Source organism: Bradyrhizobium sp. BR 1432 (assembly GCF_051547705.1).
GTDB lineage: Bacteria > Pseudomonadota > Alphaproteobacteria > Rhizobiales > Xanthobacteraceae > Bradyrhizobium > Bradyrhizobium zhanjiangense.
The window spans coordinates 4,094,873-4,119,768 of the sequence record NZ_JBPUGF010000003.1 but is presented as its reverse complement, the minus strand read 5'-3'; the positions used below and the strand labels follow the sequence as shown (position 1 = coordinate 4,119,768).

Sequence of the window (24,896 nt, the reverse complement as noted above, 5' to 3'; positions counted from 1 at the left end):
ACCCGAGATCCACCTCGCAGCGTTCCCTCCAGGAGACGGATCATGCTTCGCGTCGTCGTCCTGGGCGCCGCAGCCGGCGGCGGAGTGCCGCAATGGAATTGCGGCTGCGAGGGCTGCCGAGCGGCCCGTGCCAGCGGCCATGACCTCTTGAGAACCCAGGCGTCGGTGGCCTTCAGCGGCGACGGCGAGCACTGGTTCCTGATCAACGCCTCCCCCGACCTTCGCCAGCAATTGAACGCCACGCCGCAGTTGCACCCGAAGACGGGCGCGTTGCGCCATACGCCGATTGCCGGCGTGATCCTGACCAACGGCGAAGTGGACGCGGTCGCAGGCCTGCTGTCGATGCGCGAGGGCTCGCCCTTCACGATTTACGCGCATGAGAAGGTGCTGGCGATCCTGGAGAGCAACAGCATCTTCAACGTGCTGAACGAGAAGAACGTACGGCGTCAGCCGATCGACATCGGCGAGCCGTTCGAGCCGCGACTGCCGGATGGCGCGCGTTCAGGGATCGAGGTGCTGCCGTTCGCGGTGCCGGGCAAATCCGCCTGGTATCTGGAAGGCAAGGCGCATCCGGGCGGGGAGACCGGCGATGGCGATACGCTGGGCCTGAAAATTACCGACAAGACCAGCGGCAAGTGCTTCTATTTCATCGCCGCGTGCGCCGAGGTCACCGACGCGCTCAAGGCCGAGATCGACGGCGCCGCGCTGGTGTTCTTCGACGGCACGGTCTGGCGCGACGACGAGATGATCAGGGCCGGGCTCGGCCACAAGACCGGCAAGAGCATGGGCCATGTCGCGATGTCCGGCGGCGACGGCGCGATCGCGCGGCTGGCCGACCTCGCTATCGACAGGAAGATTTTTCTGCATATCAATAACTCGAATCCGGCGCTGCTGCCCGCTTCACCCGAGCGGAAAGCCACTGAAGAGGCGGGCTGGCAGATACCCGCGGATGGAACGGAGATTGTGCTGTGAATGCCGCGTCACTGACAGGAATGACCGCGCTCTCGATCGGCAAGGACATCAAGCTCAACTCGGCCGAGGAGCTCGAGGCGACGCTGCGCCATATCGGGGCGACGCGCTATCACAGCCTGCATCCGTTCCATAAGCTGCTGCATGGCGGCAAGCTGAACAAGGGTCAGGTGCAGGCCTGGGCGCTGAACCGCTACTATTACCAGAGCACGATCCCGATCAAGGACGCGGTCGTCATCTCGCGCTTCCGCGACCGCGCCACGCGTCTGGAATGGCGCCACCGCATCGAGGACCATGACGGCGACGTCGGCAGCGAGGGCGGCATCGAGCGCTGGCTGAAGCTGACCGAGGGCCTGGGCCTCGACACGGCTTACGTGGAATCGACCGAGGGCATCCTGCCGGCGACGCGCTTCGCGGTCGAGGCCTATGTCCACTATTGCCGCGAGAAGAGCCCGCTGGAGGCGATCGCCTCCTCGCTCACCGAATTGTTCGCGCCGAACCTGCACGAAGAGCGCATCTCCGGCATGCTGGCGCATTACGACTTCGTCAACCCCGACATCATGAGCTACTTCAAGCGACGCCTGACCCAGGCGCCACGCGATGCCGGCTTTGCGCTCGACTATGTCAAGGCGCATGCCACGACCCCGGAGCAACGCGCGCAGGTGTGCAACGCGCTGATCTTCAAGACCAACGTGCTGTGGGTGCAACTGGATGCGCTCTATCACGCCTATGTCGAGGGCCACATTCCGCCGGGCGCGTTCGTGCCCAAAGCGGGCTAAAAAGGAGCAGCAATGGCCGGGCCGCGGAACATCAGCGTCAGCGAGGCAAGCCGCCCCGTGCTGCCGCGGCATGCCAAGCTGAAGTATGACGAGACGCGAAAGGTCTGGGTGATCCTGGCGCCGGAACGGGTGTTGGCCCCGGACGAGATCGCAGTCGAGGTCTTGCAGCTCTGCGACGGCCAGCGCAATGTCGGCGACGTCGCCGATCAGCTGGCCGCGAAATACGCCGCGCCGCGCGAGGCGATCCTCACTGACGTCATCGTCATGCTGCAGGATCTCGCCGACAAGGGCTTTCTCACGGAGGCCCGGGAGAAGACGTCATGAGCGATGTGCTCGGCAATCCCACCATCCCGCCAGATGTTAGCGACAGCCTCGCGGTGCTGGAGAAGCAGCGCTCGACGGCGGAGACGTTCGGCATTCCGCTCGCCGTGCTGCTCGAAATCACCCATCGCTGCCCGCTGCAATGCCCCTATTGCTCCAACCCGGTCGAGCTCGACCGCTCGAGCAAGGAGCTGACGACAGAGGAATGGAAGAAGGTATTGAGCGAGCTCGCCGAAATCGGCGTGCTTCAGGTGCATTTCTCCGGCGGCGAGCCGACGGCGCGGAAGGACCTGGTCGAGCTGGTCAAGCATGCCAGCGACGCCGGGCTCTATACCAACCTGATCACCTCGGCCGTGCTGCTGACGCGCGAGCGGCTGAGCGATCTTGCGGATGCCGGGCTCTGCCACGTCCAGATCAGTTTCCAGGGCGTTGAAGAGGGCCTTGCCGATCGCGTCGCCGGTTACAAAAACGGTCACCGCAAGAAGCTCGAAGTCGCCAGATGGACGCGCGAGCTCGATCTGCCGCTCACCGTGAATGCGGTGATGCATCGGCAGAACCTGCACCAGCTCCCCGACATCATCCAGATGGCGGTCGATCTCGATGCCGATCGGCTCGAGGTCGCCAACGTGCAATATTACGGCTGGGCGCTGAAGAACCGGGCCGCGCTGATGCCGACGGTGGCGCAGCTCGACGAATGCACCCGCCTCGTCGAGGAGGCGCGCGAGCGGCTCAAGGGGACGCTTGCGATCGACTACGTCGTTCCCGACTATTACGCGCTGCGGCCGAAGAAATGCATGGGCGGGTGGGGCCGGCAGTTCTTCAACATCTCGCCCGCCGGCAAGGTGCTGCCCTGTCACGCCGCCGAGAGCATCACCGGGCTCGAGTTCGAATCCGTGCGCTCCAATCACTCGATCGCCTGGATCTGGCAGAATTCCGACGCCTTCAACCGCTATCGCGGCACCGGCTGGATGAAGGAGCCGTGCAAGTCTTGCGAATTCCGCGAGATCGATTTCGGCGGCTGCCGCTGCCAGGCCTTCGCGCTGACGGGCGATGCCGCCAACACCGATCCGGCCTGCGCGCTGTCGCCGCTGCACGAGACCATCTTCAAGCAGGCCGAGCGCGAGGCCGAGGGCGAGACCAACCGCTTCCTCTATCGCAACTTCGCCGGCGGCACTCTGGAATCCGAGAATGGGACCTGACGCCGACGCGGCCAGCTCGATCAGGCGGGCCGATCCGTTTGCGCCGCTGACCTCCGACATGCTCGATGTCGGCGACGGCTTTGAGCTCTATGTCGAGAGCATCGGCCGCGCCGACGGCATCCCCGCGATCTATCTGCATGGCGGGCCTGGCAGCGGCTGCCAGCCCGACCATCGCCGCCTGTTCGATCCTGATCGCTTCTGCGCCGTGTTGTTCGACCAGCGCGGCTGCGGCCGCAGCCGTCCGAAGGGATCGCGCGAGTACAACACCACAGTGCATCTGATCGCGGACATGGAGAAGATCCGCGAGAAGTTTGGCTTCCAACGCTGGATGGTGGTCGGCGGCTCCTGGGGCGCGACGCTGGCGCTCGCTTATGCAGAGGCGCATCCCGAGCGCGTCTGTGGCATCGCGCTGCGGGCGACGTTCCTTGGCACGCGGGCGGAGGTCGAGACGGCGTTCACCTCGCGCCTGTCGCAATTCTATCCCGCGCTGTACGAGGATTTTCTCAGCGTGCTACCGCTCGAAGAGCGCGCGCGGCCGGTGGAGGCCTATTGGCGCCGCATCCTCGATGCCGATCCCACCGTGCACGGTCCCGCCGCGCGGGCCTGGCACGACACCGAGCGCACCTTGTCCGAGCACAAGCCCGCCAAGACGCGGCTGGACCTGGCCTCGTTGAACGTGTGGCGCACGCTGCCCGCGACGCCGTTCATGGAGGCGCACTATTTCGTCAACGACAGCTTCATGACCGAGAGCCAGCTGTTGCGCAATGCGGGGCGGCTCGCCGGCATCCCCGGCATCATCGTCCAGGGCCGCTACGATCTGTTGTGCCCGCCCGAGACGTCGCAGGCACTCGCGAAGGTTTGGCCGAATTCCGAGCTTCGCATCGTGGAAGAAGCCGGACATTCGCTCTATGATGCCGGCGTGCGGGACGCGGTCATGAAGTCGATCGCGGACCTCGCGTCGAAGACCGCGCGATAACAGGATAAGAAGAATGCCGCTCGCCGGGAAAGGCATGCTGCTGACGTCGATGAACATCGACGCGGCCGATGAGGCCGATTTCAACCGCTGGTACGATCGCGAGCATCTGGAAGAACGCGTCGCGATCGACGGATTCCTGGAGGCGCGGCGCTATGTCGCGCATGCCGCCAATCCGAAATATCTCTGCCTGTATTCGACCGCCACACTCGACGTGCTCGATAGCCCCGCCTACCGCGCGCGGCTCGCGAGCCCGACCGACTGGTCGCGGCAATGCATGGCACGTTTCAAGGATATGCTCCGCGTCGTCGCGCGCGTCACCATCAGCAACGGCACCGGACGTGGCGCCGCGCTCGGCGTGGTGCGGCTGCGGCCGACACCCGACAACGCAACGCGATGGCGTGATGCTCTGCACGTCAAGCTGGCGCCGGACCAGCGCGACGGCATCATCTCCATGCATCTTCTGGAGAGCGAGCCCGCATTGTCGGGTGCAACGGCGGACATTCCGGCGGTGCGCAATGAAGGCGCGCACGACTGGTTCGTGCTGATCGACGGCACGCATGTCGGCGCCGTCTCGGCCGTCATCGCCGAGCGCTTCACCGGCCCCGCCGCCTCGCCCCTGCCGCCTCCCGTTTCCGTCGGCACCTATTGCCTGATGTGGGATTTGGCCAAGAGCGACATCCCGCGCGGTTAGAGCATGATGAAGTGAGACTCGATCGGTTGGCGGGGCTTCACCTCTCCCTGCGGGAGAGGTGAACCATCGGCTCTCATCCAATTTTAGCACACTCACAGGCATCGCAATATGCTGCACCGCACGCACATCACGCGCGGCCGTTAATGCTGTGCGCGCGTAGCTCCCATGAAAGGCGGTGATCGCGCAAATTTGCCGTTGTACTTCGGAGCCGTTCTAATAAGCTAACCCAATGACGTCATTCAGAAACCAGATCGAAGCGCATTAAGCGCTCGCCAAGCTCAAGAAAAGGCCGCGGGGTCTTTGGGGCCTGCGCGGACAGGGTAGGAATGAAACCGACCGATATTGCGGCCCCCGACTACTTTCACAAAGTGGTCGATTGCCAGTGGGCCTGTCCTGCGCACACCCCGGTTCCCGAATATATCCGACTGATCGCCCAAGGCCGCTACAGCGACGCCTACATGATCAATTGGAAATCGAACGTGTTCCCTGGAATTTTGGGACGCACCTGCGATCGTCCGTGCGAGCCGGCGTGCCGGCGCGGGCGCGTCGAGGACAATCCGGTCGCGATCTGCCGCCTCAAGCGCGTCGCCGCCGACTTCAAGGACGACATCAGGCAGCGCCTGCCGCGCCCAGCCGCGAAGAACGGCAAGCGCGTTGCGCTGGTCGGCGGCGGCCCGGCCTCGCTGACGGTGGCGCGCGATCTCGCGCCGCTCGGCTATCACTGCACCGTGTTCGACGCCGATCCCGAAGCCGGCGGCATGATGCGGACGCAGATCCCGAAATTCCGCCTGCCCAACTCGGTGATCGACGAGGAGACCGGCTACATCCTGGGTCTCGGCGTCGACTTCAAGGGCGGCCACCGCATCGACAGCATGAAGGCGCTGCTCGCGGAGAAATACGACGCGATCTTCGTCGGCTCCGGCGCGCCGCGCGGCCGCGAGCTCGACATTCCCGGCCGCAAGGAAGCCGCCGCCAACATCCATATCGGCATCGAATGGCTGGCCTCGGTGTCGTTCGGCCATACCGACAGAATAGGCAAGCGCGTGATCGTGCTCGGCGGCGGCAACACCGCGATGGATTGCTGCCGCACCGCGCGCCGGCTCGGCGGCGAAGACGTCAAGGTCGTCGTGCGCTCCGGCTTCGAGGAGATGAAGGCCTCGCCCTGGGAAAAGGAAGACGCGATCCACGAGGACATCCCGATCCTCAACTTCCTCGTCCCCGTCGCCTTCATCCACGACAATGGCAAGCTCACCGGCATCACTTTCCAGAAGGTGAAGGCCGAATACGACGCCAAGGGCCGCCGCAATCTCGTTCCATCAGGCGAGCCCGACCAGACCTTCGAATGCGACGACGTGCTGGTCGCGGTCGGCCAGGAGAACGCCTTTCCGTGGATCGAGCAGGATTGCGGCATCGAGTTCGACAAATGGCATATGCCCAAGGTCGATCCGGAGACCTTCGTCTCGACCAATCCAAAGGTGTTCTTCGGCGGTGACGCTGCGTTCGGCCCCAAGAACATCATCTGGGCGGTCGCGCACGGCCATGACGCCGCGCTGTCGATCCACAAACTGCTCTCGGGCGAGGATGTCAGCGAACGCCCGCTGCCGGAGGTGCAAATCTCCTCGCAGAAGATGGGCATCCACGAATGGAGCTATGACAACGACATCTCGATCGACAAGCGCTTCAAGGTGCCGCATCGCGACAAGGTCGTCGCGCTGAAGGACATCCGCGCCGAGGTCGAGCTCGGCTACGACGTCAAGCTCGCGCTCGGCGAGGCGCATCGCTGCCTGAACTGCGACGTGCAGACCGTGTTCTCGACCTCGCTCTGCATCGAGTGCGATGCTTGCGCCGACATCTGCCCGATGGATTGCATCACCTTCACCGATAACGGCGAGGAAAACGACCTGCGCCATCGCCTGAAGGCGCCCGCACCGCATCCGGACCAGGATCTCTACGTCTCTTCGGATCTCAAGACCGGGCGCGTGATGGTGAAGGACGAGGACGTCTGCCTGCATTGCGGGCTGTGCGCGGAGCGTTGTCCCACCGGCGCCTGGGACATGCAGAAATATTTCATCGAGATGACCCACGCAGGTTCGACATGCCCGACAAAAAGCCGCTCAGCAGCGTAAACGACTTCGTCGTCCGCTTCGCCAACGTCAACGGCTCGGGCTCGGCCAGCGCCAACGAGATGTTCGCGCGCGCGATCCTGCGCCATGGCGTTCCGGTCTCCCCACGCAACATCTTCCCCTCCAACATCCAGGGCTTGCCGACCTGGTACGAGGTGCGGGTGACGGAGGACGGCCATCTCGGCGCCCGCGGCGGCGTCGACATGATGGTGGCGATGAATCCGCAGACCTGGGACAAGGACGTCGCCGGCATCGAGCCCGGCGGCTACCTGTTCTACGATTCCACCAAGCCGATGCCGTCGACCAAGTTCCGCGACGACATCACCGTGATCGGCGTGCCGCTCACCGCGATCACCAATTCGACCTATACCGATCCGCGCCAGCGCCAGCTGTTCAAGAACATCATTTATCTAGGTAGCCTCAGTGCGCTGCTCGATATGGATCCGAAGCTGATCGAGCAGCTAATCGGCGAGCAGTACAAGGGCAAAGAGAAGCTGCTCTCCTCCAACGTCCACGCGCTGCATCTCGGCCGCGACTGGGCGCTGCAAAACCTGAAATGCCCGATCGGGCTCAGGGTGAAGAAGTCCGACAAGGTCGGCGATCGCATCTTCATCGAGGGCAATAGCGCCGCCGCGCTCGGCGCGGTCTATGGCGGCGCCACCGTGTGCGCCTGGTATCCGATCACGCCGTCCTCGTCGGTGGCGGAGGCCTTCACCGCCCACTGCAAGAAGTACCGCCACGATCCCGAAACCGGCAAGGCGAAATACGCGATCGTGCAGGGCGAGGACGAGCTGGCTTCGATCGGTATCGTCATTGGTGCCTCCTGGAACGGCGCCCGCGCCTTCACCGCGACCTCGGGCCCCGGCATCTCCTTGATGACCGAGTTCATCGGCCTCTCATACTTTGCCGAGATTCCGGCCGTGATCATGAACATCCAGCGCGCCGGCCCCTCGACGGGCATGCCGACGCGCACCCAGCAGTGCGACATCATCGCCTGCGCCTATGCCTCGCACGGCGACACCAAGCATGTGCTGCTGTTCCCGGAAGATCCCGCCGAAGCGTTCGAGTTCGCCGCCGCCGCGTTCGACCTCGCCGAACGGCTGCAGACCACCATCTTCCTGATGCTCGACCTCGACATCGGCATGAACCATCGGCTCTGCCGCCCACTGAAATGGGACGATGCCCGGCAATATGACCGCGGCAAGATCATGACGGCGGAGATGCTGGAGGAAGGCCGCGACTTCGGCCGCTATCTCGACGTCGATGGCGACGGCATCCCCTACCGGACCTATCCCGGGACACATCCGACCAAGGGCTCCTACTTCACCCGCGGCACCTCGCGCGACCGCTATGCGCGCTACTCCGAGGAAGGCACGGTCTACGCCGACAACATGCAGCGCCTGGTGCGCAAGTTCGAGACCGCGCAGGACCTCGTACCGCGGCCGCTGCAGGCCAATGCGGAACGGCCGACCAAATATGGCGTGATCTATTTCGGCTCGACCTCGCCGGCGATGGACGAGGCGGTCGGGCTGCTCGAGGCGCGCGGGCACCAGCTCGACCGTCTGCGCATTCGCGCCTTCCCGTTCCACTCCAGCGTGGCGAGCTTCCTCGCCGAGCACGACTTCGTCTACGTGGTCGAGCAGAACCGCGACAGCCAACTCCGCCAGCTCATCGTCAACGAGAACGGCATCGATCCCGTCCGCCTCGTGCCGATCGTGCATTACGACGGCACCCCGATCACCGCCCGCTTCATCGCAAAAGCCATTGGCGACCATCAGGATCACCTCAAGGTGACCCCGCTCCGCAAGGCCGTGTCATGATGATAGAGCGCAGGAATTGGATGCAATCACCTCTCCCCGCGTGCGGGGAGAGGTCGGATTGCGCAGCAATCCGGGTGAGGGGGACTCTCCACGAGTCGAACTCGTCGAAAGAGCCCCTCACCCCAACCCTCTCCCCGCGAAGAGCGGGGAGAGGGAGCAGAGAGAGACTGTCATGACCTACATCGCAAAGCCTAAATTCCATCATCCCGGGCTGAAGAAGAACGAGCTCGGCTATACAAGGCGCGACTACGAGGGCAAGATCTCGACGCTGTGCGCCGGCTGCGGCCACGATTTCGATCACGGCGTCGATCATCGAGGCCTGCTATGAGCTCTCGATCGAGCCGCATCGGGTCGCAAAGATCTCCGGCATCGGCTGCTCGTCAAAGACGCCGGACTATTTCCTCGGCAACTCACACGGCTTCAACTCCGTGCATGGCCGCATGCCCAGCGTGCTGACAGGCGCCAACCTCGCCAACCGCGATTTGATCTATCTCGGCGTCTCCGGCGACGGCGATTCCGCCTCGATCGGCTTCGGCCAGTTCGCGCATTCGATCCGGCGTGCCGTCAACATGACCTATATCGTCGAGAACAACGGCGTCTACGGCCTGACCAAAGGCCAGTTCTCGGCCACCGCTGACCGCGGCTCGAAGAGCAAGAAGGGCGTCACCAACACCGACAACGCCATCGACCTCGTCGCGATCGCGCTGCAACTCGGTGCCACCTTCGTCGCGCGCAGCTTCTCCGGCGACAAGACCCAGCTCGTGCCGCTGATCGCGGCCGCAATCCGCCACAAGGGCGCGTCGTTCATCGACGTCATCAGCCCCTGCATCGCCTTCAACAACCATGCCGGCTCGACCAAGAGCTTCGACTATGTCCGCGAGCACAATGACGCGGTGAACCGGCTCGACGTCCTGGTCGACCGCGATCCGATCGCGGTGGACTATGCGCCGGGCACGGTGCAAGTGGTGGAACAGCACGACGGCAGCAAGGTCGCGCTGCGCAAGATCGACGCCGACTACGATCCGCATGACCGCTTGGGCGCGATGACCTTCCTGCAAAAGCACGCCGCCAAGGGGCAGATCGTCACCGGCCTGCTCTATGTCGACCCCGACGCGGAAGACCTGCACGAGCATCTCAACACGGTCGAGACGCCGCTCAACACGCTGGAGGCGGATGCGCTGTGCCCGGGCTCGGCGGTGCTGGACAAGATCAACGCGAGCCTGCGGTGATCATTTACTCCGCGCTGAAGCAAGCGGCCTGACGCGTATCGTAATCTTCTCCGACACGACCGGCGGCACGAACGGATAGTGCTTGGCGTCGCCGAGCACCAGCTGCAGCGTGTGGGTGCCCGGCGGAAGGTCCAGCATGGTTTCGGTCTGCCCTGCACCGAAGTGCAGGTGCGACTTGTCTTGCGGGATCGGCTCCTTGGGATCGATGGGATCGTTGACGTCGACCAGTAGATGGTGATGACCGGCGTTCTGGTAGTCATCGCCGGCATGCGTCACGCCCATGTTGCGTAAGCCGAACCGGACCCAGAATCCACCGCGAACTTTCTGCCCGTCATGCGGCGTGATGAAATAGAGTTTGGCGTCCTTGTGCGCGCTCTTGCCCTGCGAGTAGGCCGCGCCCGGGAGCAATGCGATCGCGGCCGCGAGCGCGACACAGGAAATGATCTTCATCAAATCTACTCCAGCACTTATGGACTGAGCGCGACACGGAATCCATGCGTGGGGTAACGAACATTGGTGTCGTAACCATCGCGGTTTGACGGCCGGACATATCTTGAATCGTTCTTCCAGGAGCCCGACCGCAGAACATGAGAGCTGCAGTCCGCGCTGCTCCACGCCGAGCCGTCGCTCGGCGCGCCCTGATAGGTCCTGTGCCAGCAGTCCTCGACCCACTGATCGATGCCGCCGCCCATGTCGTAGAGTCCGAATGGATTGGGCTTGAAGCTGCCGACCTTGGCCGGCTGCTCGGCCGCAAGATCACCGCAATCCTTGCATCCGGCCATGCCCGGCTGAAGCTTGTCGCCCCACCAATATTTGGTCTGCGTTCCACTGCGCGCCGCATATTCCCATTCGGCTTCGCTCGGAAGCCGGTAGGGCTTCTTCGTCGCCTGCGCGAGCCAGGCTGCATATTGCTGCGCGTCGGTCCAGCTCACATTGCTGACGGGGAATCGTCCTTGCCGGTGGCGGTGAATCCGCACGCCTTGGCGGCGGCGCACTCGTTCCATTCCTGCACCGTCACCGGATATTTTCCGATCGAGAACGGCTTGATCGTGACCTGGTGGACAGGCCGCTCGGTCGGATCGTCATTGCTTCCCATCGCGAAGCTGCCGCCGCGAATGCCGATCATCTCGGGTTCGCGAGGTGGCGTCGCCGATGGGCTGGGCACCGGTGACGACGACGGAGGGGCAGAAGCCAATGACGGAGACGGTTGCGGTGTCGCCTGCGTCGCCGCCTCGCGCGGCGACGGCTGCGGGATCGGTGTCGCGGCTGGGGAAGCGGTTGGCGTGGCGGCCTGCTCGCCCATCCTGCCGGGCTGCGTCAGCACGTACCAAAGCACGTAGCCGGCAATCACCAGCAATGCCGTGATCAGAAGAAATAGCAGGACGCTCTCGCGCCGGCTTCGCGTCCTGCCGACCGCATCGGCATCCGGCAGCACGCGATAGATCCGCACCGGATCCGTGATGTTCTTGACCTTGCGATCCCCGAGCGATTCATAGCCGCACACCACCTTGTGCTTGATCTGCTCGTAAATCGCGCCCGAGATATAGACCTGGCCGGGCTCGGCAATGCCCTCAATGCGCGTGGCGATGTTGACGCCGTCGCCATAGACGTCGTCCGGCTCTACGATCACATCGCCGAGATTGACGCCAATCCGGTATTCGAGGCGCGAATGCTTCGGAAGCGAGGCGTTGCGGCCGATGAGGTTCTGCTGGATGACGATACTGCAGCGAACGGCCTCAACAGGGCTATCGAAAATGGCGATGAAGCCATCGCCCGTCGTCTTCACCAGACTTCCATGGTGCTCGATGATGGTGGGCTGGATGATATCGCGCTCGATGCGCTTGACGCGGACATGCGTCCCCTCCTCGTCGGCCTGCATGATGCGGCTGTAGGAAGCGATGTCACCGACGATGATCGCCGCAAGACGGCGAGGCATGGGGCCGTGTGGAGGCGGCTCATCCTGGTTGCCGGATCTGAAGTTGCGAATTTCGCCCATGCGGGGAACTCCACAGCTTACAAGGCAGTCCCAGCTTACGACTGCCAAAGGCGGTCGTCTGTGAAAGCTATCACATTGACGAACCAAGACAATGTCGCAGCAATCGCCGGCATCGGGTTCCGCAGCATCAGGGCGCGGCACCGCTTGAACCTTCTTGATCCCATCAATGACTAAGGCCCGGCGCGAAACCACTGGCCCAAGTCGGCGCCGCGATGCTCGCACGAAGCGACTTCTGAAGCTTGAACGCGATGCACCTCGCCTGCGTCTAACAGACAGGAGTTCTGTCCTGCTGCGGCAAGGTTGTCACGCGCTCGAGGTCATCATGAAGCTCTCCATCTTTGCTGCCCTCATTTTGGCTGTGCTAACCAGCGTCGCCGCCGACGCCTTCAATGCGCGGCTCTATGCGGGAGCGCCTGCTGACAAGGCCTATGCCTGCTTCGTCCGCCGCTACGATGCCGAGCATCTGGCGCGGCATCCCAAGCAGAAAGTCGCTTCCATGAAACTGCTGATCTCGGCGGAAACCGACAAGGAGGACAAGCAGCTGCACAATTCCTTCCGCCTCGGTTTTCGCTATCGCCATCGCTCGGGCGATTTCGACTCCAGCGGCTCGTGCGGCAGTCATGCGGTGCTTCTCAGTCAGGGGGACGAGGTCCGCATGGGCTGCGGCGTCGACTGCGAGGGCGGCGGGATCGAGGTGGCGCTCTCCAAGGACAACAAGTCCGCGATCATCCGGCTCGAACAGGTCAGGGTCTGGCAGAACAACAAGCCGGATGACGAGGCGGAGCAATCGCTGGTCGCCGGCGCCGACGACAAGATCTTCCGCCTCGACCGCACCGACACCAGCGAGTGCGCTTCGCTCGTGACCGACCGCAAGGAGCTCGCCGCGCTGCGTCACAAATGATATGTGTCCGGCAAAGTCTTGGTCGAGGGAGATCGCCATGAATCGCCGGAACATGTTGTGGAGCGCCGTCTCCGCTTTGGGCGCGGCGTTTGGCGCCTCGCGTGCACAAGCCGCCACTGAGGCAAGCGCGGGCAACAAGCTCAAGGTGGCCTATCACCTCAGCGACGCCGAGAAGGTCAATTTCGTGCTCGGCAACATCCAGAACCACATCGACGGCGTCGGTGGTCCCGACCATGTCACGATCGCGCTGGTGATCCACGGACCGGCGCTGAAGGCGTTTCACGCGGCGCAGGCCAACCCCGACGTCAGCAAGCGTGTCGGTGACTTCTCCAAGGACGGCGTCGAGCTCGCCGCCTGCGGCAACACGATGAAAGCGCAAAACGTCTCACTGAAGGAGTTGTTGCCGGGCTTCGTCAGCGCGGAGAAAGGCGGCGTGGTCCGTTTGGCTGAGCTGCAGGCGCAGGGGTATTTGTATTTGCGGCCGTAAGGCTGCGCGGCGCCGCCACGTTTTCCGTCATTGCGAGGAGCCCTTGCGACGAAGCAATCCAGGCTGTCTCTGAGGAGGAATTCTGGATTGCTTCGCTACGCTCGCAATGACGGCGTTGCGCGAGCGAGAGCCACATCCTCGCACTTGACTTATCCATAACTCCACAGTTATGAGTTAATCCATAACTTACCGGTTATGGATCTCGTATGTCCGCCACTCACGACCTCCTGTTCAGGACACTCGCCGATCCGACCCGGCGGGCGATCTTCGAGCGGCTGTGCCGGGACGGCGAGCAGACGGTCGGGGCACTGACGGCGCGGTCGGGCGTGTCCCAGCCGGCGGTCTCGAAGCATCTCGGCGCCTTGAAGCAGGCCGGCCTCGTGCGCGACCGCCATGAAGGACGCCAGACTCATTACAGCGCGCAGCCCGGTGCGCTCAATCCGCTGATCGACTGGACCAGCCAGATGGCCGGCTTCTGGCAGAACCGGCTCGACGCGCTCGACGATCTCCTGAAGAGGATGGACCAATGAACGAAACACGCTCCGTAGTCGTCGAACGCGAATTTGCCTTTCCGGCGGAGCGGCTCTGGCGCGCGCTGACGCAGCCGCATCTGATCGAGGAATGGCTGATGAAGAACGACTTCAAGCCGGTCGTCGGCCATCGCTTCAATCTGCGCGGCGAATGGGGCGGCGTGCTCGACTGCGAGGTGCTCACCATCGAGCCGCAAAAGACGCTCGCCTACACCTGGAATTTCTCGCATGAGGATGCGGCGTTCGACCTGAAAAGCATCGTGACCTTCACGCTGACGCCGACCGGCGCCGGCACGCATCTGCGCGTCGAGCAAGCGGGCTTCAGCCCGACGCAGAAGCAGGCCTATGGCGGCGCGCATGCCGGCTGGAAGCAGTTCTTTGCCAAGCTTGATGACCTGCTGGCGCGGACAGGCTAGCTCCGCCGGCCGTCCATTCCGATCAATGTAGAAGGAGGTCCCAATGAGCACGCAGATGTGGATTCGGCAGATTCATCGCTGGCTGTCGATGGCTTTCACGCTCGCCGTCATCGCCAACATCGTGGCGATGATCATTCAGATCCAGGCCGTCTGGATCGGCTTCCTGGCGCTCGTCCCACTCATTCCGTTGCTCGCGACCGGGTTATATCTGTTCGCGCGGCCCTATGTCAGCCGCAGCAACGCGTAACGAGGCGAGATGATGAAGAAGACTGTGACGGCGAAGAAGGCTGGCGCGAAGGAAGCGAATGGGGCTTCCCCCTCCAAGCTGATCGACGGCAGGATCAAGGAGCTCGGCGACTGGCGCGGCGAGATGCTGGGGCGGATCCGTGGCCTGATCAAGGAAGCCGACCCTGATATCGTCGAGGAATGGAAATGGCGCGGCGTTCCCGTGTGGGAGCACGACGGCATCATCTGCACCGGCGAGACCTACAAGGAAGTGGTGAAGATGACCTTTGCCAAGGGCGCGGCGCTGGAGGATCCCGCGCGGCTGTTCAATTCCAGCCTCGACGGCAACGTGCGGCGCTCGATCGATATTCGCGAGGGCGAGAAGATCAACGAGAAGGCGTTGAAGGCGCTCATTCGCGCGGCGGTGGAGTTGAATGCGTCGAAGAAGAAGCCGGCGAAACGCTCCGCATAGCGATGCAGCAACGAACGTCTTTCCTTCTCCCCTTGTGGGAGAAGGTGGCATAGGCGGCCGCCGGCCGCCGTTCTCGAGAACGCCGAAGCGAAGCTTCGGCTATGGCGCCGGATGAGGGGGCTCGATCGGCAGGGAAGGTGTGGAGAGATACCCCTCACCCCATTGAGCTTGTATCTACCGGCTTCGCCGCCCTCTCCCACATGGGGAGAGGGCACATTTAACGCGCATCTCGCGTTATGCTCCACGTGGACGGCCGCCTCAGGCTACCGCCGCCGGGATCGGGCGCGGGCTTACGACGTATTCGCGCAGGACCTTGTCGTTGGCGTCGACCTCGATCAGCGAGACGTCGTAGGTCCAGAGATCGGCCAGGTGCTGAAGCACGCGCTTGGCGTCGGTCTCGTTGAGCTGCGAGCCCTTGATGACATGGTGATGCAGGATCAGCCGGCGGTCGCCGGAGAGATCGACGTCGACCACCTCGATATTGGCGTCGATGAAGCCGACGTCGTGCTGCCGCGCCAGCTCGCGGCGGACGCGGCGAAAGCCGCGCTCGTCGTGGATGGCATCGACCCGGATTCCCGCGCGCTCCTCGGGATCGTCATGCAGGTGGAACATGCGGAAGTGCCGCATCAGCCTGGGGCTTAGGAACTGGCCGATAAAACTTTCATCGCGGTAATTGGCCCAGACGTCGCGCAGCACGCCCATCACGTCGCCCCTGCCGGCGATGTCCGGGAACCATTCACGGTCCTCGTCTTCCGGTTTGGTGACGATGCGCTCGATGTCCTGCATCACGGCAAAACCGAGCGCATAGGGATTGAAGCCGGAGAAGCGTGGATCGTCGAACTCGGGCTGGAACACCACGTTGGTGTGCGATCCCAGGAATTCGAGGAAGTTGCCGTCGGTGATGCGGCCTCGCTCGTGCAGCATGGTCATGATGCGGTAGTGGACGTAGGTCGCCGTCCCCTCGTTCATGACCTTGGTCTGGCTCTGCGGATAGAAATATTGCGCGATGTGGCGCACGATGCGCAGCAGCTCGCGCTGCCACGGCGCCAGCCGCGGTGCGCTCTTCTCCAGGAAATAGAGCAAATTCTCCTGCGGCAGGCCGAGCAGCTTGCGGCGGCGTTCGATGCTGAGCGCGGACCGGCTCTTGGCGGCGCCCTTCGGGACTGTGCGCCAGAGGTCGTTGAAGACCTCCTCCTCATGCTGACGGCGCCGCCCTGCCCGCTTCTCTTCGGCGCGCAAATCGAGCTTCTTCTTGCCGGGATAGCGGTCGATGCCGTGCGACATCAGCGCGTGTGCAGCGTCGAGCGTGCGCTCGACCTCGATGCGGCCGTAGCGCTCTTCGCAGCTTGCGACATAATTCTTGGCGAAGTCGAGATAATCCAGGATGCCGTCGGCATCGGTCCACTGCTTGAACAGATAGTTGTTCTTGAAGAAGTGGTTGTGGCCGAAGGCGGCATGCGCGATCACCAGCGTCTGCATCGTCGCCGTGTTCTCCTCCATCAGGTAGGAGATGCAGGGCGAGGAGTTGATCACGATCTCATAGGCAAGGCCCATCAGGCCCTTGCGATAGGAGGCCTCGTGAAACGCAAAATGCTTGCCGAACGACCAGTGCTTGTAGAACAAGGGCATGCCGACCGACGAGTACGCATCCAGCATCTGCTCGGCGGTGATGACCTCGATCTGGTTCGGATAGACGTCGAGGCCGAGATCCTTCAACGCGACCTCCTCGCAGGCATCGGTGATGCGCTGCAAGGTGCGAAAATCCCAATCCGCGCCTTCGAACAAGCGTTCCGTCATGGAGCGGCCTTCTCCTGGCTGGTTTCGCGGCGCTGGAACAGGTCGTGGAACACCGGAAAGATCTCGCTGCGTTCCGACACCTTGCGCATCGAGAGCGGTGCGCCGCTGCCGCGCAGGCGCTCATAGAGGGTCCAGAGTGAGGAGTCAGAGAGATCGAAGGCGCTCCCCCCGGACTCGCCGACCTCGAGATAGGCAAAGAACTGGCAGACCGGCAGGATCTTGTCGGTCAGCAGCAGGCCCGTGAGCTCGCCGTCGGAATAGGAATTGTCGCCGTCGGAGGCTTGCGCGGCGTAGATGTTCCAGTCCGCCGGATTGAAGCGCTCGCGCACGATCTCGTGCATCGCCTGGAGCGCGCTGGAGACCAGCGTGCCGCCCGAGGCCGGGCCGTAGAAGAAGGTCTGCTCGTCGACCTCCTCGGCGCGGTCGGTGTGGCGGATGAAGACGATCTCGACGTGCTTGTAGCGGCGCTTCAGGAACACGTAGAGCAGCATATAGAAGCGCTTGGCCAGATCCTTCATGTGCTCGGACATCGAGCCCGACACGTCCATCAGGCAGAACATCACGGCCTGCGCTACCGGCCGCGGCACCGTCTCGAAGCGGCGATAGCGGATGTCGAGCGGATCGATGAAGGGGATGCGCTTGGACTTCGCCTTGAGCTTTTCGAGCTTGGCCAGCAGCTCGGCGCGCACGTCCTCGTCGGTGCAGGCGGCGATCTCGGCTTCCAGCTCATCGATCTCGCTCTTGCGGGGACGCCGGAGCGCGATGCGGCGGGCGAGCGCGAGCTGCACCGTCCGGCTCACCGAGATGTTGGCGGGCGAGCCCGAGGTGGTGTAGCCGGCGCGCTGGATGCCCTCGCTCTCGGTCTGCGCGATCTTGCGCTTGGCAAGATCCGGCAGCTCGAGGTCGTCGAGGAAGAGGTCGACGAACTCGTCGCGGCTCAGCACGAAGCGGAACGCGTCCTCGCTGTCGCCTTCGCCGGGACCGGAATCCTTGGCGCTGCCCTGGCCGGAGCGCTGGAGATAGTCGCCCTCGACGAACTTCTTGTTTCCGGGCAGCACCATGTCGCGCGTGCCGCCCTCGCGGCGGAAACGCGGCTCGTGCATGCCGTCGAGCGGGATCGTGACCTCGCCACCCTCCAGGACATCCTTGATGTCGCGTTCCTGCGAGGTCTTCTTGACGGCGCCCTGCACCAGGGATTTGGCCCGACGCAAGAACCGCTGCCGGTTCTCAAGACTCTTGCCGCCTGGATTCAGGCGCCTGTCAATAATGTGAATGGCCACTGTCCCATCCGCCTTAACCGGCCTGCTTCACGCGCATGTACCATTCGACGAGCCGGCGAACCTGACGCTCGGTGTAGCCGCGCTCCACCATGCGTGCGACGAACTCGCCGTGCTTCTTCTCCGTCTCGCCGTCCTTCTTCGACCCGAAGGAGATGACCGGAAGCAGGTCCTCGACCTGGGAGAATATCCGCTTTTCGATCACGTCGCGAATCTTCTCGTAGGAGGTCCAGGTCGGATTCTTGCCAGCGTTCTGGGCCCGCGAGCGTAACGAGAATTTGACGACCTCGTTGCGGAAGTCCTTCGGGTTGGCAATGCCCGCCGGTTTCTCGATTTTCGTCAGTTCCTGGTTCAACAACTCGCGATCCAGCAGCTGGCCGGTGTCGGGATCCTTGAAGTCCTGATCCTCGATCCAGGCGTCGGCATAGTCGACATAGCGGTCGAACAGATTCTGGCCGTAATCGGAGTAGGATTCGAGGTAGGCCTTCTGGATCTCGTTGCCGATGAACTCGGCATAGCGCGGTGCGAGCTCCGCCTTGATGAATTCGAGATAACGTTTCTCGGTTTCCTCCGGAAGCTGCTCGCGGCGGATCGCCTGCTCCAGCGCGTACATCAGGTGCACGGCGTCGGCGGCGACCTCCTGCGGGTCGTGGTTGAAGGTCGCAGCCAGCACCTTGAAGGCGAAGCGGGTGGAGGCCCCGTCCATGCCCTCGTCGACGCCGGCGGCATCGCGATATTCCTGGACGCTGCGCGCCTTCGGATCGGACTCTTTCAGGCTCTCGCCGTCATAGACCCGCATCTTGCCGAACAGGGTGGAGTTCTCGTGCTTGCGCAGGCGCGACATCACCGAGAACCGCGCCAGCGTCTCCAGCGTCGAAGGCGCACAAGGAGCCGAGGCGAGCTCGGAACCCTGGATCAGCTTCTCGTAGATCTTCTGCTCTTCGGTGACCCTGAGGCAGTACGGCACCTTGATGACGCAGATGCGGTCGATGAACGCCTCGTTGTTCTTGTTGGCCTTGAAGCTCGACCACTCGGCTTCATTGGAGTGCGCGAGGATGATGCCGGTGAAGGGGATCGCGCCGATATTCTCGGTGCCGATGTAGTTGCCTTCCTGCGTCGCGGTCAGCAGCGGATGCAGCATCTTGATCGGCGCCTTGAACATCTCGACGAATTCGAGGATGCCCTGGTTGGCGCGGTTGAGGCCGCCGGAATAGCTGTAGGCGTCGGGATCGTTCTGCGCGTAGGTCTCGAGCTTACGGATGTCGACCTTGCCGACCAGCGAGGAGATGTCCTGGTTGTTCTCGTCACCGGGCTCGGTCTTGGCGACCGCGATCTGGCGCAGCCGCGACGGCTGGATCTTGGCAACGCGGAATTGCGAGATGTCGCCGCCGAAGGATTCCAGCCGCTTGTAGCACCACGGGCTCATCAGGCCGGTGAGGCGGCGGCGCGGAATGCCGTACTTCTCCTCCAGCATCGGCCCGAGCTGATCGGGATCGAACAGGCTGAGCGGGCTCTCGAACACGGGCGAGAGCTCGTCGCCGGCCTTCAGCACGTAGATGGGCTGCACTTCCATCAGCGACTTCAACCGCTCGGCGAGCGATGATTTGCCGCCGCCGACAGGGCCGAGCAAATAGAGGATCTGCTTGCGCTCTTCGAGGCCTTGCGCGGCGTGACGGAAGAAGCCGACGATGCGCTCGATGGTTTCTTCCATGCCGTAGAAGCCGGCGAAGGCCGGATAGGTGCGGATCGTGCGGTTCAAAAAAATGCGGCCAAGGCGTGGGTCCTTGGCCGTGTCAATCGTCTGGGGCTCACCAATCGCCGCTAGTAGTCGTTCGGCCGCATTCGCGTATTTCATGGGATCGCTTCGACACGATTCCAGATATTCCGCCATCGACATGTCGTGCTGGCTTCTCGCCTCGAACGACCGAGCGAAAGCGTTGAATAGAGAATTGTTGTACATGATCCCTCTCCGCGTGAGTTCCGCTACAAGCTGAAACGAAAGCAGTTACCGGACCGTTCCTCAGGCCGTTTCGAATCAGCGTGAGCACATGACGATCATTGGACACCCGGGTAACGACTCGACGCAATGCACAACGTAGGCACTCGTTGAGTTACGAACAGGCACATGCCTGTAATTTGAGCGAATCTACATCCATATTGGCTCATTTCCAGGAAATGTCACTTGGTCGCAACATCCGGGCATTACCGGGGATTGGACCATCCGGCGCTGCAGCATAGCGATCTGCCAGCGGCGATCTTATGACCCTTGTACGGCGAAGCCTTGAGCGCCGCGTTCATCTTCCTGCTGCAACGCAGTGCATGGACCGTCGGCTGCGTGACCGTCGCGGCAAGACCGCATCAGTGTAACAAAATCGGCCGCAAGGCCAGCGTGGGCGTCAGCACGATCATCTTGTGGTCGCGACATTCTTCAGCAGAGATCTCTGCAATCAAATCCGACGGCAGAAATTCATTGCCGATGCGGAGGCTGTCAGTGACAGCGGGCACCACCATGATGTGCGTGCATGCTTCCCCCGCATGGCCGTTCGCGACAAATCCACCGACGCCCCGGAATCTGTCGATCGCACGCCACACAACCGCTGACTGGCGAGGCCCAGCCGACACCCTTTACCCAACACACCTACGGCCGCCTGGATCGCCATGATCGCGACGGAGTTACACCCGAGGGTATGACGCTTATCCTCTTGATTGGTTCCCTCCCGGGAGCATGTAGGCTAGAGGATAGCGCGTCAGGACCGGCGCGGGAAACCCCTCGCCCGCAGGCTTGGAGATAAATAAACATCATGAATCCCGTCAAAGAACTGGAAAAGCACGGACAAGCCGTCTGGCTGGACTTCCTGGCCCGTGGCTTCATCGCCAAGGGCGACCTGAAGCGACTGATCGACACCGACGGCGTCAAGGGCGTCACCTCCAATCCCTCGATTTTCGAGAAGGCGATCGGCAGCTCGGACGAATATGACGCCTCGATCGGCAAGGCGCTGAAACGCGGCGACCGGACCGTGGCCGACCTGTTCGAGGCCGTCGCGGTCGAGGACATCCAGAACGCCGCCGACGTGCTGCGCCCGGTCTACAACCGGCTCGAGGGACGCGACGGCTATGTCAGCCTGGAGGTCTCGCCCTATCTGGCGATGGATACGGCCGGCACGGTCGCCGAGGCGCGACGGCTCTGGAAGGACGTCGATCGCAAGAACCTGATGGTGAAGGTGCCGGCGACGCCGGAGGGCCTGCCGGCGATCGAGCAGCTCATTGGCGAGGGCATCAGCATCAACATCACGCTGCTGTTCTCAAAGGAGGTCTATCTTGATGTCGCCGAGGCCTACCTCGCCGGTCTGGAAAAATACGTCGCAGGCGGCGGCGATCCGTCGCATGTGGCGAGCGTCGCGAGCTTCTTCGTCAGCCGGATCGACACCTTGGTCGACAAGCAGCTCGACGAGAAGATCGCCCGCGCCAACGACCCCAGCGAAAAGGAGCGCCTCGCAGCGCTGAAGGGCAGGGTCGCGATCGCCAATGCCAAGCTCGCCTACCAGGACTACAAGCGCCTGTTCTCCGGCCCGCGCTGGGAGAAGCTCGCCGCCAAGGGCGCCAAGCCGCAGCGCATGCTGTGGGCCTCCACCGGCACCAAGAACAAGGACTATAGCGACGTCCTCTATGTCGAGGAGCTGATCGGCCCCGACACCATCAATACGATGCCGCCGGCGACGCTGGAGGCGTTCCGCGACCATGGCAAGCTGCGCGACTCCCTGGAGGAGAATGTCGACGACGCAAGGCGCGTGCTGGAGGAACTGGAGCGCTCCGGCATCTCGCTCGATGCGATCACCGAGGAACTCGTCAAGGACGGCGTCAAGCTGTTCGCCGACGCCGCCGACAAGCTCTATGGCGCCGTCGCCCATAAGCGCGCCGTCGTGCTCGGGCCCGCGCTCGACCGCCAGCTTCTCTCGCTCGGTGACGGGCTCGGCAAGGCCGTGGCCAAGAGCACCGAGGAATGGCGCGCATCCGCCAAAATCCGCAGGCTGTGGCAGCGCGACAAGTCGGTCTGGACCGGCACCGATGAGGACAAATGGCTCGGCTGGCTCGACAGCGCCGCCAAGGCCGATATCGCCGACTATGAGGACTATGCGGGCCGCGTGAAGGGCCAAAAATTCTCGGACGCCGTCGTGCTCGGCATGGGCGGATCGAGCCTCGGGCCGGAGGTGCTGGCCGAGACCTTTGGGAAAAAGCCCGGCTTCCCGAAACTGCATGTGCTGGATTCCACCGATCCGGCGCAGGTGCGGGCGATGGAGGCGAAGATCGACATCGCAAACACCGTCTTCATCGTCTCCAGCAAGTCCGGCGGCACCACCGAGCCGAACGCGATGAAGGACTATTTCCATGAGCAGGTTGCCAAGGCGGTCGGGCCGAAGGTGAAGACCGGCCATCGCTTCATCGCGGTCACCGATCCCGGCTCGTCGCTGGAGAAGGCGGCGAAGAAGCTGAACTACGCCCGCATCTTCCATGGCGAGCCCACGATCGGCGGCCGCTATTCGGTGCTCTCGCCGTTCGGCCTGGTGCCGGCGGCGACCGCGGGCATCGACGTCAAGACCTTCGTCAAGCATGCGCTCGCGATGGCCCGCTCCTGCGGGCCGGACGTGCCGCCATCCGAGAACCCGGGCGTACAGCTCGGCCTTGCCATGGGCCTCGCCGGCCTCGAAGGCCGCGACAAGGTGACGATCTTGTCATCGAAGAAGATCGCCGATTTCGGCGCCTGGGCCGAGCAGCTGATCGCGGAATCGACCGGCAAGGAGGGCAAGGGCCTGATCCCGATCGAAGGCGAGCCGCTGGGCGAACCCGCAATCTACGGCAACGACCGGTTCTTCATCGACATCCGCATCGACGGTGAGGCGGACGCCGCCCATGATTCCAAGCTTGCCGCGATCGAGGCGGCCGGCCATCCCGTGGCGCGCATCGTCATGAAGTCGATCGACCATCTCGGCCAGGAGTTCTTCCGCTTCGAGATGGCGACGGCCGTGGCCGGCAGCATTCTCGGCATCAACCCGTTCGACCAGCCGGACGTGGAAGCGGCCAAGATCAAGACCCGCGAGCTCACTTCAGAGTTCGAGAAGACCGGCGCGCTGCCGGCCGAGGAGCCGGTGGTCAGCACCGATGAAGCCGACCTCTACACCGATGAGGCCAACGCCACGGCGCTGCGTGCCGCCGGCGCCAATGGCGACCTCACCTCGTGGCTGAAGGCGCATCTGTCGCGCTCGGGTCATGGCGACTATGTCGCCCTGCTCGGCTACATCGCGCGGGACAAGGCGACCATCGACGCGCTCCAGGCCATGCGGCTCGAAGTGCGCGAGAAGCGGCATGTCGCGACCTGCGCCGAGTTCGGGCCGCGCTTCTTGCACTCCACGGGGCAGGCCTACAAGGGCGGACCGGACAGCGGCGTGTTCCTCCAGATCACGGCAGACGACGGCAAGGACCTTCCGGTGCCGGGCCAGAAGGCGAGCTTTGGCGTGATCAAGGCAGCACAGGCGCGCGGCGATTTCGACGTGCTTACCGAACGCGGCCGGCGCGCGCTGCGCGTCCACCTCAAGGGCGGGCTCAAGAAAGGTCTCGTGGCGCTCAATGCGGCGCTTAACGATGCACTGAACTAAAGGAAGCTTTCACATGCAACTCGGCATGATCGGCCTCGGCCGGATGGGCGGCAACATCGTTCGCCGCCTGATGCGTCACGGCCATTCGACCGTGGTCTACGACAAGGACGCCAAGGCCGTCGCCGGCCTGGCCGCAGACGGCGCAGTCGGTTCCGCGACGCTTGAGGATTTCATCTCGAAACTGGAGCGGCCGCGCACGGCCTGGGTGATGCTACCGGCTGGGCGCATCACCGAGACCACGATCGACACGATCGCGGGCGTGATGCAGGCTGGCGATGTCATCATCGACGGCGGCAACACCTTCTGGCAGGACGACGTCCGCCGCGGCAAGGCGCTGAAGGAGCGCGGCATCCACTATGTCGACGTCGGCACGTCAGGCGGCGTCTGGGGGCTCGACCGCGGCTATTGCATGATGATCGGCGGCGAGAAACCGGTGGTCGACCGGCTCGATCCGATCTTCGCCGCGCTCGCGCCCGGTGGCGGCGACATTCCGCGCACGCCGGGGCGCGAGGGCCGCGATCCCCGCATCGAGCAGGGCTACATCCATGCAGGCCCCGTCGGGGCCGGCCATTTCGTCAAGATGATCCATAACGGCATCGAATACGGCCTGATGCAGGCCTATGCCGAAGGTTTTGACATCCTCAAGAACGCCAATATCGAGGCGCTGCCGGCGGACCATCGCTACGATTTCGATCTCGCCGACATTGCCGAGGTGTGGCGGCGCGGCAGCGTGATCCCGTCCTGGCTGCTCGACCTCACCTCGACGGCGCTCGCCGACAGCCCGGCATTGTCGGAATATTCCGGCTTCGTCGAGGATTCCGGCGAAGGACGCTGGACCGTGAATGCGGCGATCGACGAGGCGGTGCCCGCCGAGGTCCTGACCGCGGCACTCTACACACGTTTCCGTTCCCGCAAGGAACACACCTTTGCCGAGAAAATTCTCTCCGCGATGCGCGCAGGGTTCGGCGGTCACAAGGAGCCGAAGCAGCCCGGAGCGCCGAAGCCGAAGTAAAACCTACTCAAGCGAAGGCCGATAA

The 24,896-nt window shown here is 63.5% G+C and carries 21 protein-coding genes and 2 pseudogenes; 17 read left to right on the top strand and 6 right to left on the bottom strand.

The genetic code is table 11. The annotated features are described in order from the left end of the window. Positions 1–42 precede the first annotated feature (42 nt). The 9 genes and pseudogenes from pqqB to ACSKB8_RS19770 all read left to right on the top strand — a co-directional run bounded on the left by pqqB (position 43) and on the right by ACSKB8_RS19770 (position 10,107). A complete protein-coding gene (pqqB, locus tag ACSKB8_RS19810) occupies positions 43–972 on the top strand; it encodes a pyrroloquinoline quinone biosynthesis protein PqqB (protein WP_438105834.1) in 930 nt (309 codons plus the stop codon). Between the two features lie 20 nt (positions 973–992). Next, complete coding sequence (gene pqqC, locus ACSKB8_RS19805; protein ID WP_438110594.1) at positions 993–1,748, top strand: pyrroloquinoline-quinone synthase PqqC; 756 nt, start codon at positions 993–995, stop codon at positions 1,746–1,748. 12 nt (positions 1,749–1,760) lie between these two features. Next, positions 1,761–2,072 carry a pyrroloquinoline quinone biosynthesis peptide chaperone PqqD gene (gene pqqD / locus ACSKB8_RS19800; RefSeq protein WP_438105832.1) on the top strand — a complete coding sequence of 104 codons (312 nt, stop codon included), beginning with the start codon at positions 1,761–1,763 and terminating at the stop codon, positions 2,070–2,072. Continuing rightward, positions 2,069–3,268, top strand: coding sequence for a pyrroloquinoline quinone biosynthesis protein PqqE (gene pqqE / locus ACSKB8_RS19795; RefSeq protein WP_438105830.1), 1,200 nt, complete (start codon positions 2,069–2,071; stop codon positions 3,266–3,268). The genes pqqD and pqqE overlap by 4 nt, the downstream gene beginning before the upstream one ends. Then, positions 3,258–4,244, top strand: coding sequence for a prolyl aminopeptidase (pip, locus tag ACSKB8_RS19790; protein WP_438105829.1), 987 nt, complete (start codon positions 3,258–3,260; stop codon positions 4,242–4,244). Before pqqE ends, pip begins: the two co-directional genes overlap by 11 nt. Before the next feature lie 13 nt (positions 4,245–4,257). Further along, positions 4,258–4,935 carry a hypothetical protein gene (locus ACSKB8_RS19785; RefSeq protein ID WP_438105827.1) on the top strand — a complete coding sequence of 226 codons (678 nt, stop codon included), beginning with the start codon at positions 4,258–4,260 and terminating at the stop codon, positions 4,933–4,935. A gap of 326 nt (positions 4,936–5,261) precedes the next feature. After that, the gene (locus tag ACSKB8_RS19780; protein ID WP_438105825.1) at positions 5,262–7,061 is read left to right on the top strand and encodes an FAD-dependent oxidoreductase; all 1,800 of its coding nucleotides are present in this window, start codon (positions 5,262–5,264) and stop codon (positions 7,059–7,061) included. Continuing rightward, entirely contained in the window at positions 7,031–8,878 is a 1,848-nt protein-coding gene (locus tag ACSKB8_RS19775; RefSeq protein WP_370989438.1) for a 2-oxoacid:acceptor oxidoreductase subunit alpha, read from the top strand. Before ACSKB8_RS19780 ends, ACSKB8_RS19775 begins: the two co-directional genes overlap by 31 nt. A 172-nt stretch (positions 8,879–9,050) precedes the next feature. Then, a pseudogene (locus ACSKB8_RS19770) lies at positions 9,051–10,107 on the top strand (2-oxoacid:ferredoxin oxidoreductase subunit beta). On the opposite strand, the gene ACSKB8_RS19765 reads toward ACSKB8_RS19770, so the two are convergent. After that, positions 10,108–10,557 carry a DUF4399 domain-containing protein gene (locus ACSKB8_RS19765; RefSeq protein WP_438105823.1) on the bottom strand — a complete coding sequence of 150 codons (450 nt, stop codon included), beginning with the start codon at positions 10,555–10,557 and terminating at the stop codon, positions 10,108–10,110. Between the two features lie 17 nt (positions 10,558–10,574). Beyond that, positions 10,575–11,986, bottom strand: a pseudogene (locus ACSKB8_RS19760) (SUMF1/EgtB/PvdO family nonheme iron enzyme). A 439-nt stretch (positions 11,987–12,425) separates the two neighbouring features. On the opposite strand from ACSKB8_RS19760, the gene ACSKB8_RS19755 reads away from it, so the two are divergent. From ACSKB8_RS19755 to ACSKB8_RS19730, 6 genes are all read left to right on the top strand, one after another. Then, entirely contained in the window at positions 12,426–13,004 is a 579-nt protein-coding gene (locus ACSKB8_RS19755; RefSeq protein WP_438105821.1) for a hypothetical protein, read from the top strand. Positions 13,005–13,041: 37 nt separating this feature from the next. Beyond that, positions 13,042–13,491: a DsrE family protein gene (locus ACSKB8_RS19750; RefSeq protein WP_438105820.1), complete on the top strand. Its 450-nt coding sequence runs from the start codon at positions 13,042–13,044 to the stop codon at positions 13,489–13,491. Positions 13,492–13,697: 206 nt separating this feature from the next. Then, complete coding sequence (locus tag ACSKB8_RS19745; protein WP_438105818.1) at positions 13,698–14,021, top strand: ArsR/SmtB family transcription factor; 324 nt, start codon at positions 13,698–13,700, stop codon at positions 14,019–14,021. Continuing rightward, positions 14,018–14,437 (top strand): SRPBCC family protein, encoded by a 420-nt coding sequence (locus ACSKB8_RS19740; RefSeq protein WP_370989433.1) that lies wholly within the window; start codon positions 14,018–14,020, stop codon positions 14,435–14,437. The genes ACSKB8_RS19745 and ACSKB8_RS19740 overlap by 4 nt, the downstream gene beginning before the upstream one ends. Positions 14,438–14,480: 43 nt before the next feature. Beyond that, on the top strand, positions 14,481–14,684 hold the full coding sequence (locus tag ACSKB8_RS19735; RefSeq protein ID WP_370989432.1) for a hypothetical protein: 204 nt from the start codon (positions 14,481–14,483) through the stop codon (positions 14,682–14,684). 12 nt (positions 14,685–14,696) lie between these two features. Further along, complete coding sequence (locus ACSKB8_RS19730) at positions 14,697–15,134, top strand: DUF1801 domain-containing protein (RefSeq protein ID WP_438110592.1); 438 nt, start codon at positions 14,697–14,699, stop codon at positions 15,132–15,134. Positions 15,135–15,392: 258 nt separating this feature from the next. Here the strand turns inward: ACSKB8_RS19730 and ACSKB8_RS19725 are convergent, their stop codons facing one another. The 4 genes from ACSKB8_RS19725 to ACSKB8_RS19710 form a co-directional block, all read right to left on the bottom strand. Continuing rightward, positions 15,393–16,931: a SpoVR family protein gene (locus ACSKB8_RS19725; RefSeq protein WP_370989431.1), complete on the bottom strand. Its 1,539-nt coding sequence runs from the start codon at positions 16,929–16,931 to the stop codon at positions 15,393–15,395. Next, positions 16,928–18,205, bottom strand: coding sequence for a YeaH/YhbH family protein (locus ACSKB8_RS19720; protein ID WP_370989490.1), 1,278 nt, complete (start codon positions 18,203–18,205; stop codon positions 16,928–16,930). Before ACSKB8_RS19720 ends, ACSKB8_RS19725 begins: the two co-directional genes overlap by 4 nt. 19 nt (positions 18,206–18,224) lie before the next feature. Then, on the bottom strand, positions 18,225–20,168 hold the full coding sequence (locus tag ACSKB8_RS19715) for a PrkA family serine protein kinase (protein WP_438105815.1): 1,944 nt from the start codon (positions 20,166–20,168) through the stop codon (positions 18,225–18,227). A gap of 398 nt (positions 20,169–20,566) precedes the next feature. Further along, the gene (locus ACSKB8_RS19710) at positions 20,567–20,800 is read right to left on the bottom strand and encodes a hypothetical protein (RefSeq protein WP_438105814.1); all 234 of its coding nucleotides are present in this window, start codon (positions 20,798–20,800) and stop codon (positions 20,567–20,569) included. 209 nt (positions 20,801–21,009) lie between these two features. Between ACSKB8_RS19710 and ACSKB8_RS19705 the strand changes: the two genes are divergently transcribed. Both ACSKB8_RS19705 and gnd read left to right on the top strand, forming a co-directional pair. Continuing rightward, complete coding sequence (locus ACSKB8_RS19705; RefSeq protein ID WP_438105812.1) at positions 21,010–23,859, top strand: bifunctional transaldolase/phosoglucose isomerase; 2,850 nt, start codon at positions 21,010–21,012, stop codon at positions 23,857–23,859. A gap of 13 nt (positions 23,860–23,872) precedes the next feature. Beyond that, positions 23,873–24,871 carry a phosphogluconate dehydrogenase (NAD(+)-dependent, decarboxylating) gene (gene gnd / locus ACSKB8_RS19700; RefSeq protein ID WP_438105810.1) on the top strand — a complete coding sequence of 333 codons (999 nt, stop codon included), beginning with the start codon at positions 23,873–23,875 and terminating at the stop codon, positions 24,869–24,871. Positions 24,872–24,896 lie beyond the last annotated feature (25 nt).

Coding starts and splice junctions, on each gene's coding strand:
- pqqB (WP_438105834.1), top strand. CDS start 43: ATGCTTCGCGTCGTCGTCCTGGGCGCCGCAGCCGGCGGCGGAGTGCCG.
- pqqC (WP_438110594.1), top strand. CDS start 993: ATGACCGCGCTCTCGATCGGCAAGGACATCAAGCTCAACTCGGCCGAG.
- pqqD (WP_438105832.1), top strand. CDS start 1,761: ATGGCCGGGCCGCGGAACATCAGCGTCAGCGAGGCAAGCCGCCCCGTG.
- pqqE (WP_438105830.1), top strand. CDS start 2,069: ATGAGCGATGTGCTCGGCAATCCCACCATCCCGCCAGATGTTAGCGAC.
- pip (WP_438105829.1), top strand. CDS start 3,258: ATGGGACCTGACGCCGACGCGGCCAGCTCGATCAGGCGGGCCGATCCG.
- ACSKB8_RS19785 (WP_438105827.1), top strand. CDS start 4,258: ATGCCGCTCGCCGGGAAAGGCATGCTGCTGACGTCGATGAACATCGAC.
- ACSKB8_RS19780 (WP_438105825.1), top strand. CDS start 5,262: ATGAAACCGACCGATATTGCGGCCCCCGACTACTTTCACAAAGTGGTC.
- ACSKB8_RS19775 (WP_370989438.1), top strand. CDS start 7,031: ATGCCCGACAAAAAGCCGCTCAGCAGCGTAAACGACTTCGTCGTCCGC.
- ACSKB8_RS19765 (WP_438105823.1), bottom strand. CDS start 10,557: ATGAAGATCATTTCCTGTGTCGCGCTCGCGGCCGCGATCGCATTGCTC.
- ACSKB8_RS19755 (WP_438105821.1), top strand. CDS start 12,426: ATGAAGCTCTCCATCTTTGCTGCCCTCATTTTGGCTGTGCTAACCAGC.
- ACSKB8_RS19750 (WP_438105820.1), top strand. CDS start 13,042: ATGAATCGCCGGAACATGTTGTGGAGCGCCGTCTCCGCTTTGGGCGCG.
- ACSKB8_RS19745 (WP_438105818.1), top strand. CDS start 13,698: ATGTCCGCCACTCACGACCTCCTGTTCAGGACACTCGCCGATCCGACC.
- ACSKB8_RS19740 (WP_370989433.1), top strand. CDS start 14,018: ATGAACGAAACACGCTCCGTAGTCGTCGAACGCGAATTTGCCTTTCCG.
- ACSKB8_RS19735 (WP_370989432.1), top strand. CDS start 14,481: ATGAGCACGCAGATGTGGATTCGGCAGATTCATCGCTGGCTGTCGATG.
- ACSKB8_RS19730 (WP_438110592.1), top strand. CDS start 14,697: ATGAAGAAGACTGTGACGGCGAAGAAGGCTGGCGCGAAGGAAGCGAAT.
- ACSKB8_RS19725 (WP_370989431.1), bottom strand. CDS start 16,931: ATGACGGAACGCTTGTTCGAAGGCGCGGATTGGGATTTTCGCACCTTG.
- ACSKB8_RS19715 (WP_438105815.1), bottom strand. CDS start 20,168: ATGTACAACAATTCTCTATTCAACGCTTTCGCTCGGTCGTTCGAGGCG.
- ACSKB8_RS19705 (WP_438105812.1), top strand. CDS start 21,010: ATGAATCCCGTCAAAGAACTGGAAAAGCACGGACAAGCCGTCTGGCTG.
- gnd (WP_438105810.1), top strand. CDS start 23,873: ATGCAACTCGGCATGATCGGCCTCGGCCGGATGGGCGGCAACATCGTT.